Annotated in this window: 15 protein-coding genes and 1 pseudogene; 5 read left to right on the plus strand and 11 right to left on the minus strand. The window is 70.8% G+C overall.

The window, feature by feature from the left end; translation table 11 throughout:
- Positions 1 to 105: 105 nt before the first annotated feature.
- On the minus strand, positions 106 to 1,656 hold the full coding sequence (gene guaA, locus LX16_RS19790; RefSeq protein ID WP_147141303.1) for a glutamine-hydrolyzing GMP synthase: 1,551 nt from the start codon (positions 1,654 to 1,656) through the stop codon (positions 106 to 108).
- 139 nt (positions 1,657 to 1,795) lie between these two features.
- Between guaA and LX16_RS19795 the strand changes: the two genes are divergently transcribed.
- The 3 genes from LX16_RS19795 to LX16_RS19805 all read left to right on the plus strand — a co-directional run bounded on the left by LX16_RS19795 (position 1,796) and on the right by LX16_RS19805 (position 5,031).
- Positions 1,796 to 3,886: an FUSC family protein gene (locus LX16_RS19795; RefSeq protein ID WP_147141306.1), complete on the plus strand. Its 2,091-nt coding sequence runs from the start codon at positions 1,796 to 1,798 to the stop codon at positions 3,884 to 3,886.
- Between the two features lie 28 nt (positions 3,887 to 3,914).
- On the plus strand, positions 3,915 to 4,457 hold the full coding sequence (locus LX16_RS19800) for an isochorismatase family protein (protein ID WP_147141309.1): 543 nt from the start codon (positions 3,915 to 3,917) through the stop codon (positions 4,455 to 4,457).
- 172 nt (positions 4,458 to 4,629) lie between these two features.
- Positions 4,630 to 5,031 (plus strand): SRPBCC family protein, encoded by a 402-nt coding sequence (locus tag LX16_RS19805; protein ID WP_147141312.1) that lies wholly within the window; start codon positions 4,630 to 4,632, stop codon positions 5,029 to 5,031.
- Positions 5,032 to 5,170: 139 nt separating this feature from the next.
- Here the strand turns inward: LX16_RS19805 and LX16_RS19810 are convergent, their stop codons facing one another.
- From LX16_RS19810 to guaB, 3 genes are all read right to left on the minus strand, one after another.
- A complete protein-coding gene (locus tag LX16_RS19810; protein ID WP_147141315.1) occupies positions 5,171 to 5,830 on the minus strand; it encodes an O-methyltransferase in 660 nt (219 codons plus the stop codon).
- A gap of 116 nt (positions 5,831 to 5,946) precedes the next feature.
- The gene (locus LX16_RS19815) at positions 5,947 to 7,065 is read right to left on the minus strand and encodes a GuaB3 family IMP dehydrogenase-related protein (RefSeq protein WP_147141318.1); all 1,119 of its coding nucleotides are present in this window, start codon (positions 7,063 to 7,065) and stop codon (positions 5,947 to 5,949) included.
- A gap of 11 nt (positions 7,066 to 7,076) precedes the next feature.
- Complete coding sequence (guaB, locus tag LX16_RS19820) at positions 7,077 to 8,564, minus strand: IMP dehydrogenase (protein WP_244615924.1); 1,488 nt, start codon at positions 8,562 to 8,564, stop codon at positions 7,077 to 7,079.
- 228 nt (positions 8,565 to 8,792) lie between these two features.
- On the opposite strand from guaB, the gene LX16_RS19825 reads away from it, so the two are divergent.
- Positions 8,793 to 9,200 (plus strand): DUF5319 family protein, encoded by a 408-nt coding sequence (locus LX16_RS19825; RefSeq protein ID WP_147141323.1) that lies wholly within the window; start codon positions 8,793 to 8,795, stop codon positions 9,198 to 9,200.
- Between the two features lie 94 nt (positions 9,201 to 9,294).
- Here LX16_RS19825 and LX16_RS27685 read toward each other — a convergent pair whose 3' ends face one another.
- From LX16_RS27685 to groES, 3 genes are all read right to left on the minus strand, one after another.
- Positions 9,295 to 9,897 (minus strand): helix-turn-helix transcriptional regulator, encoded by a 603-nt coding sequence (locus LX16_RS27685; protein WP_147141327.1) that lies wholly within the window; start codon positions 9,895 to 9,897, stop codon positions 9,295 to 9,297.
- 367 nt (positions 9,898 to 10,264) lie between these two features.
- Entirely contained in the window at positions 10,265 to 11,890 is a 1,626-nt protein-coding gene (gene groL / locus LX16_RS19835; protein ID WP_147141331.1) for a chaperonin GroEL, read from the minus strand.
- Positions 11,891 to 11,991: 101 nt separating this feature from the next.
- Positions 11,992 to 12,300, minus strand: a complete 309-nt coding sequence (groES, locus tag LX16_RS19840; protein ID WP_147141334.1) for a co-chaperone GroES — start codon at positions 12,298 to 12,300, stop codon at positions 11,992 to 11,994.
- 269 nt (positions 12,301 to 12,569) lie between these two features.
- Between groES and LX16_RS19845 the strand changes: the two genes are divergently transcribed.
- Positions 12,570 to 13,751: a class I SAM-dependent methyltransferase gene (locus LX16_RS19845; RefSeq protein WP_147141337.1), complete on the plus strand. Its 1,182-nt coding sequence runs from the start codon at positions 12,570 to 12,572 to the stop codon at positions 13,749 to 13,751.
- Positions 13,752 to 13,769: 18 nt separating this feature from the next.
- Here the strand turns inward: LX16_RS19845 and LX16_RS19850 are convergent, their stop codons facing one another.
- The 4 genes and pseudogenes from LX16_RS19850 to LX16_RS19865 form a co-directional block, all read right to left on the minus strand.
- Positions 13,770 to 13,976 carry a hypothetical protein gene (locus LX16_RS19850; protein WP_147141341.1) on the minus strand — a complete coding sequence of 69 codons (207 nt, stop codon included), beginning with the start codon at positions 13,974 to 13,976 and terminating at the stop codon, positions 13,770 to 13,772.
- Between the two features lie 119 nt (positions 13,977 to 14,095).
- Positions 14,096 to 14,284, minus strand: a pseudogene (locus LX16_RS28285) (hypothetical protein); the annotation flags it as partial.
- Between the two features lie 314 nt (positions 14,285 to 14,598).
- Complete coding sequence (locus LX16_RS19860; RefSeq protein WP_147141347.1) at positions 14,599 to 16,242, minus strand: DUF885 domain-containing protein; 1,644 nt, start codon at positions 16,240 to 16,242, stop codon at positions 14,599 to 14,601.
- An 11-nt stretch (positions 16,243 to 16,253) separates the two neighbouring features.
- Positions 16,254 to 17,180 carry a DMT family transporter gene (locus tag LX16_RS19865; protein ID WP_244615907.1) on the minus strand — a complete coding sequence of 309 codons (927 nt, stop codon included), beginning with the start codon at positions 17,178 to 17,180 and terminating at the stop codon, positions 16,254 to 16,256.
- Between the last annotated feature and the right edge of the window lie 32 nt (positions 17,181 to 17,212).

Here is a 17,212-nt window from a genome sequence, read left to right on the forward strand (position 1 = left end):
CCCGACATTCGGCCACACCACCGGCCGGGATCGCACACTCACCCCGCAGCCGACTCCATGCCCCTCCGTGTCGCCGGGGGTGTCACGTCCGGCGCCCGGTCGGGGTCACTCCCATTCGATGGTGCCCGGCGGCTTGCTCGTGATGTCGAGCACCACCCTGTTGACCTCGGCGACCTCGTTGGTGATGCGGGTGGAGATCCTGGCGAGCAGTTCGTACGGCAGGCGCGACCAGTCGGCCGTCATGGCGTCCTCGCTCGACACCGGGCGCAACACGATCGGGTATCCGTAGGTGCGGCCGTCTCCCGCCACGCCCACCGACCGGACGTCGGCCAACAGCACCACCGGGAACTGCCACACCGAGCGGTCGAGGCCGGACGCGGTGAGTTCGGCGCGGGCTATCGCGTCGGCGGCGCGCAGGATCTCCAGCCGTTCCGACGTCACCTCCCCGATGACCCGGATCGCGAGCCCCGGACCGGGGAACGGGTGCCGCCACACCATCGCCTCGGGCAGGCCCAGCTCCGTACCGATGCGGCGCACCTCGTCCTTGAACAGGGTCCGCAGCGGCTCCACGAGGGTGAACTTCATGTCCTCGGGCAGGCCACCCACGTTGTGGTGGGACTTGATGTTGGCGGTGCCGGTGCCGCCGCCGGACTCCACGACGTCCGGGTACAGCGTCCCCTGCACCAGGAACTCGATGTGCCCCTCGGCGTCGACCTCGCGGGCCGCCGCCTCGAACACCCGGATGAACTCGCGGCCGATGATCTTGCGTTTGGTCTCTGGGTCGGTGTGGCCCCGCAGCGCCGTCATGAACCGCTCGGTGGCGTCGACGACCTTCAGGTTGATACCGGTGGCGGCAACGTAGTCCTTCTCGACCTGCTCCGCCTCCCCCGCCCGCAACAGACCGTGGTCGACGAAGACGCAGGTCAACTGGTCCCCGACCGCGCGGTGCACGAGTGCCGCCGCCACCGAGGAGTCCACGCCGCCCGACAGGGCGCACAACACCCGCCGGTCACCGACCTGCTCACGGATGACCGCCACCTGCTCCTCGATGACGTTGTTCATCGTCCAGGTGGGTTCCAGCTTCGCGATGTCGTAGAGGAAGTGCCGCAGCACCGCCTGACCGTGCGGGGTGTGCGCCACCTCGGGGTGGAACTGCACGCCCGCGTGCCGGCGCACCAGGTCCTCGAACGCCGCGACCGGCGCGCCCGCCGTACGGGCCACCGCGGTGAAACCCTCCGGTGCCCGCGACACGCAGTCGGTGTGGCTCATCCACACCGACTGGCCGACGGGCAGCCCCTCGAACAGGCGCGACTCCCCCGACACCTCCAACGCGGTGCCGCCGAACTCCCGCATGCCGGTGGCCTCCACGGTGCCGCCCAGGGCGACCGCCATCGCCTGGAAGCCGTAACAGATGCCGAACACCGGGACGTCCGCGTCGAACAGGTCGGCGGTCGGCACCGGCGTGTCGTCGGCGTTGACGCTCGCCGGCCCCCCGGACAGGATGATCGCGGCCGGATCCTTCGCCAGCAGCTCCTCCGTGGACAGTGTCGACGGCACGATCTCGGAGTAGACGTTCAGGTCGCGGACCCGCCGCGCGATCAGCTGTGCGTACTGGGCGCCGTAGTCGACCACCAGCACCGGACGAGGCAGACTCATGCCCCAACTCTATGTCGCCGCATGTCAGCGGCCCCCGCCAGGCCGCCACCCCGTGCGTCGCCCGGGGCCGCGTCCGGCAGTTGCGGACGCGGGCACCGATCTGAGACGCAACGGGGCCGCCAGGATCTAAGCTGACGCGGTGAACTTCACTGGCCCCGCCCGACACGTCGGCCGGTCGCTGTTCGCATGGCACGCCGAACGCGTCCAGCCGGCCATGGCGATGCGGGCCGCGACCGGCTTCGGCGTCGTGCTCCTCGCGACGATCGTGTTCGCGCCCCTCATCCCGGCCGCGCCCGCCATGCTGGGCGCCTGGTGCGCGGGTATCACCCTGCTCGTACCGGGGGTGCGGCCCCGCCCGACACTGCCGATCCTGGTCGGCGCCGCCATCGGGGTGGCCGTGCTGTTGGGCAACCTGGCGGGCACCGGCCCGATACTGCTGCTGGTGTTGAGCGCGGCCTGGGCCCTGGCGATGGCGTTCATCGGTTCACTGGGGTCGGCCATCGGCTCCGCCACCACCGTGTGCGGTGTGACCTTCGTACTCGCCGCCTCGATCAGCGAGGGCAACTCCTGGCTCCTCGCCGCGGGCGCGGCGGTGTTCGGCGGTGTCGTACAGGGCGCGGCGACCCTGCTGCCGCCGTGGTCCCGGTTCCGGCCCGAACGGCTGGGCGTCGCACATGCGTTCCGGGAACTCGCCGAATACAGCCGGGGCATCACCGAATCGCTCAACGCGTCCCTGCCCACCAAGTCGCTGTTGGACGCCTCGACCGTCATCGGGGAACGCCGCCGGGTGCCGCACGTGCTCAGGGAGGTCACCGGGCAGCTCTACGAACTGCGGGCCGCCCTCATCGCGGTCGGTGTCGCCCGGGCCAGGCTGCTCGACGAGGACCCGATGGCGGCCCGCCAGACCGGCCGGGTCCTGCGGGAGTCCGCGACGGCCCTCGACCGGCTGGCGGAGTACATCGTCGACCAGAAGGGCCTACCCCGGGACTGGGAGGAGGACCTGGCCGCCTCCATCGACGCCGCCCCCTCCGACGAGTCCGGGGTCATGTCCACCCGGCACACCGTGGCGGGACAGGAGGTTCGGCGGCTGCAACGCGCCCTCCAACACACCGCCCGGCTCATCGAACGCGTCGTGCGGGGCGAACCCGCCACCACCGTCGTCTCCCGCCGCATCCGTGTCCGCAGCCGCTTCAGCGAGGAGTTCCAGACCATCCGGGCGAACCTCAGTCCCCGGTCGCCCGCGTTCCAGCACGCCATCCGCGCGGCCATGGTCATCGCCGCCGCCACCGGGGCGGGCCTGTTGTGGCCGGGGGACCACGGGTTCTGGTTGCCGTTGACGGCGTGGATCGTGCTGCGACCCGACTTCGCGGCCACGGTCGGGCGCGGCATCGAACGGACCCTCGGCACCACCGCGGGCGTGGTGGTGGCCACCGCGCTGGCGTTCGTGGTGGAGAACAGGTCACTGTGGGCGGCGGCGACGATCCTGGTGTTCGCGATGCTGGCGTACCTGGTGCTGCCGGTGTCGTTCTTCGTGTTCAGTGCCGCCGTCGCCGGGTTCGCGGTGTTCCAACTCGACTTCGCCGCCGAGGCGAACATGTCGGTCGCGTTGGAACGCGGCCTGGCGACACTGCTCGGCGGGCTCGTCGCCATCGGGCTGTACTGGCTGCTGCCGACCTGGCAGACCCGGCGACTGCCCGAACTCATGGCGGACCTCATCGAGGCGTACCGCGACTACGCCAACCTGGTGCTGCAGTTCCAGGCGCGACCCCTAGAACGTGACGAGAAGGTACTCCGCGACGCGGTGGACGAGGTACGGCTACGCCGGTCGGAACTCAACGCCGCGACCGAACAGGCGACCATCGAACCGATCGGCGGTCCCCGGCCGTACAGCGAGGACATCCGGGACCTGGAGGCCGTCCTCGAACGGGCGGCCCGGTCGCTGATCGTGATGGAGGGAGGGGTGCGTCGCGGCGACGCCGCGCAACTCCCGGGCATCGACGAGTTCGAGGACGCGATCGACGCCGCCTACCATCGGCTGGCCGAATGGGTCAGGACCGGCCGTGCCGGACCCGAGATCGACCTCGACGGCGCCGTCGAGGAACTGGACGTCGCGTTGGGAGCCGGCAGTCCCGCCACCCGCAGGCGCCGCCGCGTCCTCGACTGGGAGAGCGACGTCCTGGTCGACAGCCTCAAGGACGCCGGCCTCATCGTCGCCGAGTGGCAACGCTGACCCGCCGACGGTCTCGTACCCTCGCTCCGTGACACATCGCAGCGCCCTCCTGGTGATCGACATGCAGAACGCCCTCATGGACATCGCCCACCGCGCCCGGGACACCATCGCCGCCGTCGCGGCCCTGCGGGAACGCGCCACGGCGGCGGGCGCCCTCGTCGTCACCGTCCAGCACCGCGGCCCCGGCCTGGAACCGGGGACCGACGGCTGGCGGGTCACCGACGCGCTCACCCCCGCGCCCGGTGAACCGGTCGTCCACAAGACCGCCGCCGACTCGTTCCTGGACACCGACCTCGACGAGGTACTGCGCGCCGCCGGGGTCACCGAGGTCGTCGTGACCGGTTTCGCGACCGAGCAGTGCGTCGAATCGACCGCCCGTCAGGCGTTGAGCCGCCGCTACGACCTGGTGTGGGTCACCGGCGGGCACACCACGTCGCTGCGGTCACCCGGGGACGGTTTCGCGCCCGCCGCGCAGGCGTTGGCGCACCACGACGCGATCTACCGGGGCATCGAGTTCCCGGGACGGCGTATCCGGGTCCTGTCCGTCGACGAGGTCGACTTCACCGGCTGAGGACCACCGGCACGCGCAATGCCACTGCGCCGACGCGGGACGCACCGGCCACGATTACAGTGTTGTTCGCCCGGCGGCCGACGGCCGGCCGGGCGCGGCACTGGAAGCAGGGGTCGGCCGGTGTCTCCGTCCCACCGGGCGTCGTCCGGTATGCCGTTGTGTCGAGGATGAGATGTACACGCTGACTCACCATGCCCGTTCCCATGCCGGAGCCGACCGGTTGTGGCGGTCGTTCACCGATCCGAACGCGCTCGCGGCCTGGCTGTGGCCCGACCCGGCCGCCACCGCCGAGATCGCGTTGCGGGCGGGCGGCGGGTGGCGGATATCGGCGCCGACGTTGGGAATCGGCGCGTCCGGGGTGTACCGGTCGGTGTCGGCGCCGCAGCGGTTGGAGACCACGTGGCGGTGGGACGGCGAATCCGTCGAGACCGAGGTCGTGGTGCGGTTCTCCGGGGTGGGCCTGATCCTCACCCACTCCGGGTTCGGTTCGGCCGCCGAACGCGACGCGCACATCCAGGGTTGGCGGGACTGCCTGGCCCGGTTGCCGGACTGGCTGGACCGCACCCCCGTCTGACCCGTGTCCCTCGGCTCGGCCGGCCATACGACGGGCGACGTGCCTCGAATCCCACCGGAGGTCCGTTTCTCCGGGGTCGTATGGCCGACCGCGCGGGCGGTATGACCCACCGAGCCGTTTCGAGACGGGGAGTGAGGGGTCAGAGCCGGCGGGCCAGGGTGAGACCGTCACCGATGGGCAGCATGACCTGTTCCACGCGGTCGTCCGCGACCACCTGCGTGTTGAACCTGCGGATGATCTCCGTCTGGTCCTCGACGATCGCCGGGTCGGCCACCCGGCCGCTCCACAACACGTTGTCGACGGCGATCAGGCCGCCGGGCCGCACCCGGGGAACCAACTGCTCCCAGTACTCGGCGTAGCCGGGCTTGTCGGCGTCGATGAACGCCAGGTCCAGGTGTGGTTCCTCCGGCAACGACCGCAGTTCCTTACGGGCGTCACCGATCCGCAGTTCGATCTTCCCCGCCTGGCCGTCCCGTTCCCAGTACCGGCGGGCGATCGAGGTGAACTCGTCGGAGATGTCGAAACAGGTCAGCCGTCCGTCGTCGGGCAGTCCCCTCGCGATGGCCAGGGACGACATGCCGGTGAACGTGCCGACCTCGACGGCGCGGCGGGCACCGATCAACCGGGTGAGCAGCGTCGTGAAGGCCGCCTGCTCGGGTCCGATCTGCATACCGGCCCGCTCCGGAAGCGCCTTGCGGGTCTCCTCGATCAGCTCCCGCAGCAGCGGGTCGGGCGGGGTGCCGTGGGTGACCAGGTACTCGTGCAACCTGGCGTCGATTGACAGTGAAGCGCGACTCATGACGTGACACTAGCCGACGTGTGGCCGCGGCCACGGCACCGCAGGCCGGGGGATGCGCCGGAGCGGGGGCGTCGATGCCCGGTGACTCCGGAACATCGACTCCCCCGACGGTGCGGTCAGGAGACGGTCAGCTCGACCTTCTGGAACTCCTTCAGGTTCGAGTACCCGCACTTGGCCATCGACCGGCGCAGCCCGCCGAACAGGTTGTGGTTGCCGTACGGCTCGTGGGAGGGGCCGTGAAGCAGCGTCTCCATCGACACCGCGTCGCGGTCCTCCTCGGCCGGGCGGTACATGCCGCGGGGGAGTTTCGGGTGGCTGGCGGCCGAGTGCCACCACGCGCCGCCGGCGGGCGCCTCGGCGGCTTCGGCCAGAACTCCACCGAGCATGACGGCGTCCGCGCCGCACGCCACGGCCTTGGCGATGTCCCCCGAGCTCTCGATGTCACCGTCGGCGATGAGGTGGACGTACCGCCCGCCGGTCTCGTCGAGGTAGTCGCGGCGGGCCGCCGCCGCGTCGGCGATCGCCGACGCCATCGGCACCGAGATACCCAGGACGTCACCGGTGGTGGACCACAGGTCCGCGCCGACACCGACGATGACGCCCGCCGCGCCGGTCCGCATCAGGTGCAGCGCGGTGGTGTAGTTCGTGCAGCCGCCCACCACCACCGGCAGGTCCAGGTCGGCGATGAACTCCTTGAGGTTCAGGGGCTCGTCCCCGGTGGACACGTGCTCGGCCGACACCAGAGTGCCCTGGATGACGAGTACGTCCACTCCCGCGTCCAACACCACCGGCGACAACGCGATGGTGTGCTGCGGCGACACCCGCACCGACACGGTCGCGCCGGCGTCACGCATCTGCTTGACGCGCTCGGTGATCAGCGACGGCTTGATCGGCTCGGCGTACACCTCCTGGAGGCGCGCGGTCGCCGCGTCGTCGGACAGGCCCGCCAGCTCCGCCAGCACCGGGGTCGGGTCCTCGTAACGGCACCAAAGGCCCTCCGCGTTGAGGACACCGAGACCACCCTGCCGGCTCAGCTCGATCGCCGACTCCGGGCTCATGGTGGCGTCGGACGGATGTGCGACACACGGGATCCCGAACTGGTAGGCGTCCAGTTGCCAGGCGGTGGAGACGTCGTCGACGTCCCGGGTGCGGCGGCTGGGCACCAGCGACACCTCGGACAGTTCGAAACCGCGCCGGGCGGACTTGCCTTTTCCGATCTCCACCACGTCACGCACGGGTGATGCTCCTATCGGGAGTGGTAATTGGGTGCCTCGACGGTCATCTGGATGTCGTGCGGGTGGGACTCCTTCAAGCCCGCCGCGGTGATCCTGACCAGACGGCCGCGTTCGTGCAGCGCGTCGATGGTACCCGCGCCGGCGTATCCCATCGCGATGCGCAGGCCGCCGACGAGCTGGTACATCACCTGGGCGAGGGTGCCCCGGTAGGGCACCTGGCCCTCCACGCCCTCGGGCACCAGCTTCTCGTTGGTGTTGCCCTCCTGGAAGTACCGGTCCTTGGAGTAGGACTTGGCGTCGCCGCGCGACTGCATCGCGCCCAGCGACCCCATCCCCCGGTACGCCTTGAACTGCTTGCCGTTGATGAAGACCAGGTCGCCGGGGCTCTCCTCGCAGCCGGCGAACAACTGTCCCAGCATGACGGTGTCCGCGCCCGCCACGATCGCCTTGGAGATGTCGCCGGAGTACTGGATGCCGCCGTCCCCGATCACCGGCACACCGTGTCCCCGCGCGACACGCGCGGCGTCCATGATCGAACTGATCTGCGGCGCGCCCACGCCCGACACCACCCGGGTCGTGCAGATCGCGCCCGGTCCGACACCGACCTTGACCGCGTCCGACCCCGCCTCGATGAGCGCCAGCGCGCCGTCACTGGTGGCGATGTTGCCGCCGATGATGTCGACCCGGTCCCCGAAGTCCTTCGAGATGCGGGCGATCATGTCGAGCACGCCGCGACTGTGACCGTGCGAGGAGTCCACCGCGATGGCGTCGACACCCGCGTCCACCAACAACCCGGCCCGCCGGTACTGCTCCTCGCCGACACCGATGGCGGCGGCGACCCGGAGCCGGCCGGAGTCGTCCTTGGTCGCCAGCGGGTACTGCTCCTTCTTGGCGAAGTCCTTCACGGTGATGAGGCCGCGCAGCCGCCCCCGCTCGTCCACGATCGGCAGCTTCTCGACCTTGTGCCGCTTCAGCAGGTGAAGCGCCTCGTCGTCCGACACGCCCGCGGGCGCGGTGACCAGCGGCGCGCGCGTCATGACCTGTTCGACCGGGACGCTCATGTCCGTCTCGAACCGCATGTCACGGTTGGTGACGATGCCGACGAGGGCGCCGTCGTCGTCCACCACCGGCACGCCCGAGATCCGGTACCGGGCGCACAGGGCGTCCACCTCGGCGAGGGTGTCACCGGGCGCGCACGTGATCGGGTCGGCGACCATGCCGGACTCCGACCGCTTCACCAGGTCCACCTGCTGTGCCTGGTCCTCGGCCGACAGGTTGCGGTGCAGCAGCCCGATACCACCCTGCCTGGCCATCGCGATGGCCATCCTCGCCTCGGTGACGGTGTCCATGCCCGCCGAGATCAGCGGGGTGTGCAGGGTGATCCGGCGGGTCAACCGGCTGCTCGTGTCGACGTCGGCGGGCACCACGTCGGACTCCCCCGGAAGCAGCAGCACGTCGTCGAACGTCAGGCCGAGCGGGATGCCCGTCGTCGCACCCATAGGCACCGACACCCCGGCGGCGGTCGAATCGAAATCCCCAGTAAACGCCATCTCCCCATCCTAAAGGTCCCCTCGTCACGGGCCGGTTCGGCCGCGATGACGCCCGCCACGCGGCGCGGCGCCGGACTCCCCGGCGCGCCCGGGACGACGGGGCCGCGGTCGGCGAGTGCCCGCGCCCACCGTCGGATGGCCCTGCGGACGGGCGTCGCCACGGGCTAGGCTTGACGGGTGCAGGACGAGCCGCAGGATCCATTTCCGCAAGACCCGGACGATGACTGGCCCGGCCTGGAACCGCACGACCCGTTGACCGAGACCGAGCGGGCCGAGCTGATCGACGACCTGTCGAGTCTTGAGATCTTTCAGCAGGTTCTGGAGCCGACCGGTATCCGGGGCCTGGTGGTGGAGTGCCCCGACTGCCGGGAACCCCACTACTTCGAATGGGGCCTGCTCAAGAACAACCTCACCCACGTCCTGGGCGACAACTCACCGCGGATCCACGAACCCGCCTTCGACCCCAACCCCGACGACTACGTGAGCTGGGACTACGCCCGCGGCTACGTCGACTGCTGGCAGGACGTCTACCACGAGTTCGGCGACGACGGGCAGGCCGGCGAGGAACCCCCGCCCGGCGGCTGAACCGCGTCCGCCGATCCGGCGACCGGTCGCGTCACCGGCCGCCGCACCCATCGTCCCGTCGCCCTCCCGGAGGGTGTGGAACCGCCCCGCCGGGTCAGTGCACCAACCCACCCCGGAACGCCTCCGCCACCGCGTGCGCCCGGTCCCGCGCGCCCAGTTTCCGGAACAACCTGCGGGCATGGGTCTTGACGGTGTCCTCCGAGACGAACAGGTCCCTGCCGATCTCGGCGTTGCTCTTGCCCTGGCTCATCCCGCGCAACACCTGCATCTCACGCTCGGTGAGGCCACGCGGCGCGATCCGCTGCCGGGGCAGGTCACCGGACCGGCTCGGGCAGATCAGCATGACGGCCTGGGTGAGCGCCACGACCAGGTCCTCGCCCTCCCAGCCGACCCGGATGACGCCTCGGGCGCCGGCGGCCACCACCGCCGCCGCCAGACGTGGATCGGCCGGGCCGACCATGACCACGTCGGTCTGGGGGGACCGTGCCAGGACGCCCCTCGTGAACTGCACCGGGTCGGGGCGGGCCATGCCGACGTCGACCAGGACGACGTCGACGGGCTGTGCCGTCAGCCGGGCGGGGATCTCTTCAGCGGTCAGCACGGTACGCACCGCCGGGGCCATACCCACGCGGGCGGCGCAGGACGATATCCGCTGCGCGGCTTCCGGGGTCCTGACGCAGACCAGAACGGTTTTCACGTGAAGTCACCTTTCGCCTTCGGTTGAGGAGGTTCCTCTCAGTCGGGACCACGTCTCGCCGCAGGTATGACGGAGCGTGAGGGGATTCTTTTCCCGGAGCCCCGCACGACGCCCCCCGCGCCGGGGCGACACACCCGGGGCACCGGGCGTGACCCGGTGTTTCTCCACCGTGTCGGCGACCGCCCACGGACCGTCACCGCACACCTCCCCACCGAACGTGACGTGAAACACTCCGTCTCCTCCCACCAGTCCCACCAAACCGGCGCCGTCGACACGAGAAGCGGGGCGCCACACCACAATGGTGGCACCCCGCTTCCGATGGCGCACGCGCAGTCGCGATCCCGTCGGCGCTCCCGCCGACCCGCGACTAGTGCGAGTGGCCGTGACCGTGCGAGTGACCGTGACCGCCGGCGGCGGACTCCTCCTCCGGCTTGTCGACGACGAGGGCCTCGGTCGTCAACGCCAGCGCCGCGATGCTGACCGCGTTGGACACGGCGTTGCGGGTGACCTTGACCGGGTCGACGATCCCGGTGCCGATCAGGTCGAGGTACTGGCTGTTGGCGGCGTCGAAGCCGTGACCCCACGACAGTTCCGCGACCTTGGAGACCACCACGTCACCGGACTCGCCCGCGTTGCGGGCGATCAGGTGCAGCGGCGCCTGGAGCGACTCCTCGACGATGCGGACGCCCACGGCGGCCTCCTCGTCGAGATCCAGACCGGACAGGGCGTCGCGCACCTGGATGAGCGCCGCACCACCACCGGGCACGATGCCCTCTTCGAGCGCCGCACGGGTCGCCGAGACGGCGTCCTCGATCCGGTGCTTGCGTTCCTTGAGTTCCACCTCGGTGGCCGCACCGACCCGGATGACCGCGACACCACCGGAGAGCTTCGCGAGCCGCTCCTCCAGCTTCTCGCGGTCCCAACTGGAGTCGGTCTGCTCGGCCTGGAGCCGGATCTGCTTGACACGGGCCTCCACGTCGGCCTGGTCGCCGCCGCCCTCGACCACGGTCGTGGTGTCCTTGGTGACGACGACACGGCGGGCCGTACCCAGCTCGGCGAGGCCGACCTGGTCCAGCTTGAGACCGATCTCGTCACTGACGACCTGGGCACCGGTGAGGATCGCGACGTCCTCCAGGATGGCCTTGCGACGGTCACCGAAGGCGGGGGCCTTCACCGCGACCGCCTTGAAGGTCTTGCGGACCGCGTTCACCACCAGGGTCGCCAGGGCCTGGCCCTCGACGTCCTCGGCGATGATCACCAGCGGCTTGCCGCTCTGCTGGACCTTCTCCAGGACCGGAAGCAGCTCCTCGATCGCCGAGATCTTGGAGTTGGTGATGAGGATGTGCGGGTCCTCGAAGACGGCCTCCTGGCCCTCGCCGTCGGTCACGAAGTGCGGGGAGATGTAGCCCTTGTCGAACTGCATCCCCTCGGTGACCTCCAGCTCGGTCGCGAGCGTGGAACCCTCCTCGATGGTGATGACGCCGTCGGCGCCGACCGCCTCGAAGGCCTCGGCGATCAACGTACCGATCTGGCCGTCCTGCGCCGACACGGTGGCGACCTGGCTGATCGCCTCCTTGCCGGACACCTCGGTGGCCTTGGCGAGCAGTGCGTCGTTGACGGCCCGGGCGGCGGCGTCCATGCCCCGCTTGAGCGAGATCGGGCTCGCACCGGCGGCGACGTTGCGCAGGCCCGCGCGCAGCATCGCCTGGGCCAGCACGGTCGCCGTGGTGGTGCCGTCACCGGCGACGTCGTTGGTCTTGGTGGCGACCTCCTTGACCAACTGGGCGCCGAGGTTGGCGTACGGGTCGGCCAGCTCGATCTCCTTGGCGATGGTGACGCCGTCGTTGGTGATCGTGGGAGCGCCGAACTTCTTGTCCAGGACGACGTTGCGGCCCTTGGGACCGAGCGTCACCTTCACGGCGTCGGCCAGATGGTCGACACCGTGTTCGATGTTGCCGCGCGCTTCATCGGCGAAGCTGAGGATCTTCGGCATGGGTTTCCCTCCTGATCAGAACGCCCCGGCCCGGCGAACCGTCGCGGAGCGCACGAGGCGCGGCGCGACCGGCAGGCGGACCGGGGCGGAAGCGAAGATCGTTACTTCTCGATGACAGCGAGAACGTCGCGCGCCGACAGGACCAGGTAGTCCTCACCGGCGTACTTGACCTCGGTGCCGCCGTACTTGGAGTACAGAACGGTGTCGCCGACCTTGACGTCGATCGGGACGCGGTTGCCCTTGTCGTCAACCCGGCCCGGACCCACGGCCAGCACGGTGCCCTCCTGGGGCTTCTCCTTGGCGGTGTCCGGAATGACGATGCCGGAGGCGGTGGTGGTCTCCGCCTCGTTGGCCTGGACGACGATGCGGTCTTCCAGCGGCTTGATCGCAACCTTGGTCGCAGTGCCCATGTGGCTCATACCCTTCATACGCTGCTAGTTCGAGCGGGCAGTCGGATCGGCCTCGGTCGTCGCGGGTGACCGGGGCCGTCGGCGCCCGAGGACCAAATTAGCACCCGCCGCCTGAGAGTGCCAGCCCGGCACACCCGATTGGCACTCCTTCCGGTCGAGTGCCAGTTCAGCAGGTGGGGCACGGCTTTGAGGCTCGGGAACGACCGTAACGCGCGGCCGCGGACGCGAAACCCGCAACGCCGGTGTGGACCGCCACCGCTACCGCGACAATGACTCACGTGAACGCGACGCGGCTCGACAACCCCGAAGGACACGCACTCGTGGCGACCGCCACCCGGCTGCTCACTGAACGACCCGACCGGGCGGCGGTGGCACTGCGGCGGCACACCGACGACCCCGAACTCGCGCAGGCCGCCATGAACCAGGCGACGCTCCGCGCCGCCGCGTACCCCAAGTTCGGCCCCGACACCGCCCGGATGTTCTTCACCCGCGACGGACTCGAACAGGCCAGCCGCGCCGTCGTCGCGGAACGCCGCGCCGACCGGCTCGCCGCCGCCGGTGCCGACCGGGTCGCCGACCTGTGTTGCGGCATCGGAGCGGACGCGTTCGCCATGGCCAGGCACGGGCTCACCGTCGTCGCCGTCGACAGCGACGCCGAGACCGCCGACATCGCGCGCGCCAACGCCGCCGCCCTCGGCCTGTCCGGCCAGGTCGAGGTACGGCACGAACGCGCCCAGGACACCGACCTCACCGGCGTCGACGCCGCCTTCGCCGACCCCGCCCGCCGCCACGCCGGACGACGCATATTCGACCCCCGGATGTACTCGCCGCCGCTGCCCGAACTGTGGCGGCTCACCGAGGACGTCGACCACCGGGTCTGCAAGGTCGGCCCCGGCATCGACCACTCCATCATCCCGCCCGACGCCGAGGCCGAATGGGTCTCCGTCGACGGCGACGTCGTCGAGGCCGCCCTGTGGCGCGGCGGAGTCGCGACGGCGCCCCGCCGCGCCAGTGTCATCACCGGCCGCCGGGTCACCGAACTGACCGGCCCCGGCGACCGGCAGGCCACTGTCGGCGAGATCGGTGGGTTCCTGTACGAACCCGACGGTGCGGTCATCCGGGCGCACCTGGTCGCCGAACTCGCCGAACTGGTCGCCGGGAGGCTCGCCCACCCCAAGATCGCCTACCTGTACACCGACGCGATACATCCCACGCCGCTCGCCACCGGCTACCGCATCGACGAGGTCCTGCCGTTCCACGTCAAGAAACTCCGGCAGCTCGTCGCCGCCCGGCGGATCGGCAGGCTCACCGTCAAGAAACGCGGCGCCGACGTCGAACCCGACCGGTTGCGGCGGGAACTGAAACCCGCCGGCGACAACGAGGCAACCCTCATCGTCACCCGGATCGGGGAGAGGCACACGGCGCTGTTGTGCGAGCGGCTGCCGAGCTGACGTCGGGCCGGTGTCGGGTCAGAACATCACGACGCGGTTGGCGTGCAGTTCCGATTCGGGGCAGTAGTAGAGCTGGAGGGTGTAACCGCGGCCGATCGTGACGCCGACCGGGTTCGAGTCCATCCGCGCGTTCCCGGCCTCCTCCAGCGGGCACCAGGATTCGCCGTCGTACTCCCCGTAGTCCGCCGTGAACAGCGGCGACTGCTCCCGTCCGCAGTCGCACATCACCGGTTCCGGGTCGACGATGCCCCAACGGCCACCGTGCCGTCCTCCACAGGCGGCCAGTCGCCCTTCAGGGCCGCCCGCTCGGCCAGGACGTAGTCGAAGGGCTCGTCGTCGCAGTCCTCGTGTTCGAGGTCGCACATCGGCCAGGGCTCGGCGGCGGGCCACAGCAACGGGCCGCCCACCGAACTGTCGTGGACGCCCGGGTCACCCTGCCGGGGATGGAGCCGCACGGCGGGCCGGGCGTACTCGGCGAGCTCCGGGATGTCCGCGAGCAGGTCGTATCGGCGCGGCGGGGTGGTGAGGGCCATGGGCGGAGACCTCTTCTCGGTGGGCGGCGGACCAGCGAAAAATACCGCCGAGCGGTGACACTCCCGGCCACGACGGCGGATCGCCGGCCGGTACCATTGTGTCCACAAGCGCTTTTCCACAACCGGTGCGTCGTCCACAGGCCGGGCGGTCCGCAGTGGACGCGCCGACGACGGCGGCTCTAGGCTGAAGCCATGGGGTGGAGGAGTGGCGGCCCCCGAGGACGTCACCGGATCGGTGGGGGTGCCCGGACCGATCCGGCCGCCGGGCCGTCGTCAAAGACAGCCCGGCGGTGAGGTGCCCCGAAGGCTCCGTCTCACAGTTCTCGTAGGAACCCGGCGAGGGTGTCGAGTCCGACCGGTCCGAGGTCGAGCGCGGCCGTGTGCCACGCCTTCAGATCGAAGTCGGCGCCCAGGCGGGCCTTCGCCTCGTCCCGCGCGGCCAGCCAGGCGCGTTCACCCAGCTTGTACGTGATCGCCTGCCCCGGCCATCCGCAGTACCGGACGACCTCCGGAAGCAGCCGGTGTTCCGCGATGCGGCCCCGGTCGCGCAGTACCTCCACGGCGACGTCGAAGTTCCACCGTCGCCCGTGCCGGGCGGTCTCCTCCGCCGGGATCGGCAGGTCCAGGTGGAGACCGATGTCGATGACGACACGCGCGGCCCGCAACGCGGAACCCTTCAACATGCCCAACCGTCGACCCGGCTCGGTGTGCCAGCCGAGTTCGTCGGCCAACCGCTCCGCGTACAGCGCCCAGCCCTCGGAGTGGCCGCTGACGCCCGCCGACCGGTTGAACCGGGACAACCGGTCACCGGCGAGTTTCATCTGTCCGATCTGGAGGTGGTGCCCGGGCACCCCCTCGTGGAACACCGTGGTGGCCTCGGACCAGGTGGCGAACCTGTCGCGGCCGGCGACCGGCCACCAGGTCCGGGCGGGGCGGCTGAGGTCCTCACTGGGTCCCGTGTAGTACGCCGACCCGGCGCCCTGGGCGTGCACGAGCACGACCTCCAGGTCCTTCAATCGCGCGTCGATGTCGAAGTGGGAGCCGTCGAGCTGTTCCAGCGCCCACACGTGCAGGTCCTTCAACCAGGCGAGGTACGCGTCGGCTCCGTCGACGAACTCGGTGGCGTTGAGGTGCGCGATCGCGGACTCGATGGTCCCGCCCGGCTGCACCCGCTGCACCTCCGCGGTCATCTGGGTCTCCAGGTCACGCAGCTCGGCCCAGCCCCAGTGGTACGCGTCGACCAGGTCGATGTCGGCGCCCAGACCGAGCCGTGCCGCGACCGCGTACCGCTCCGGCCCGACACCGTCCGCCTCGGTGGCGCGCGGCGCGTACTCCTCGCGCAGGAACCTCACCAGGTCGTCGTACGCCTCGTGCGCCGCCGCCGCGCCCCGGGCGAGCCGGTCACGAAGCGGCCCCTCGCCGTACTCGGACACGATGGAGTCGAACGAGCCGATACGGACGTAGTTCTCGGCCTGGTTGGCGGCCTCCAGGGCCTGCCGCCGCGCGGCGACGGTCCCGTCGTCGAGCCCGACCTGGAGGCACTGCCGCCATCCGGCCAGCAGCCCCGGCATGCCGTCGAGCCGCATCGCGACGGTCTCCCACTGTTCCGGTGTCGTGTGCGGCCCCATGTCCACGTAGTTGCGGAGCGACTGGACCATGCCGTAGGGGGCGCGGAGTGCGCGTTTCCACTCGCCGGTGTCGTAGGCGGCCAGTTCCGCGGTGAGCCGTTCCCGCATGTGGGTGGCGGCGACCCGGTCCGCGTCGCCGGTCTCCGGGAGGGTGTCGAGTCGTGCCAGGGTGTCACGGGCGAGTGCCGCCTCGGCGGCCTGCCCGTCGGGGCCGAAGTCGCCGGTGCCGTCGAAGCCCTCGGTGATTCCGAGGTAGGTGGCCCTTACCGGGTTGCCGGCGGCGGTCCGGCGGATGAACTCGTCGCCGAGGGCGAATATGGGGGTCGTCATGCCGCCACACTCTAGCGCCGGACGGCGGCCTCGGCCGTGTGCGTGATCACAACACCGGTGTCCCCGGTCCGGGACCGGCGGGGCGCCAGACCGGCCAGGATTCCCGCCACGACCAGCGCCGCACCGGCGAGTTCCGGCGTCGTCGGGATCCCCAGGCCCAGTACCGCCTGGGTGGCGACCGCCCCCACCGGCATGAGTCCGGCGAGGAGGCCCGCGCGGCTCGGTCCCAGCATCGGCAGGGCCGTGTACCAGAGCAGGAACGCGCCCGCGGTGACCACCACGCCCAGGTACCCGATCGCGGCCCACTCGGCGGGAGTGGGGAACACGGCGGGCACGCCGATGTCCATCCAGGACAGTGCCAGTAGCATCGGCACCGCCAGCGCCGCCGTGTACGCCGACACCCGTAGAGCGCCCAGTCCGGGAAGCAGTGGCAGGGCCAGCAGCGAGAAGGCCACCTCGCCGCACAACGCGCCGGCGGCCCACAGGACACCGGCCGCCTCGACACCTCCGCCACCGGCGGCGACCGCGGTCCCACCGGCGACGACGACGGCGCCGAGCAGGACGCGCGCCGCGGGTCTTCCGGTCCGGGCGACGACGGGTCCGAGCAGCGCCATGACGACCGGGGACGCGCCGATCACGGTGGCGACGACGGCCGGTGACACGTACCGGTTCGCGGTCACGATGCACACGTTGAAGGCGACCAGCCCCGTCGCGGCCAGCGCCACCAGCAGGACCCATTCCCGTCCGGTCGGCCGGACCGGTCGGGTGCGGGTGACGATCAGGGCGACGCCCAGGGCCGCCGCACCCGCCAGGTACCGCCACATCTGTCCGCTGTAGACGGGGTGGCCGGCCGTGGTCGCCGACACGGCCACCAGCGTTCCCACCAGCAGCATCCCGCCGCCGCCCATCATGCCGCCACGCCACGTCGTCCCGTCCACACCGCGACGCTATGCCCGAACGGACCGGTAAT

Source organism: Stackebrandtia albiflava, from assembly GCF_007994225.1.
Taxonomy (GTDB): Bacteria; Actinomycetota; Actinomycetes; order Mycobacteriales; family Micromonosporaceae; genus Stackebrandtia; species Stackebrandtia albiflava.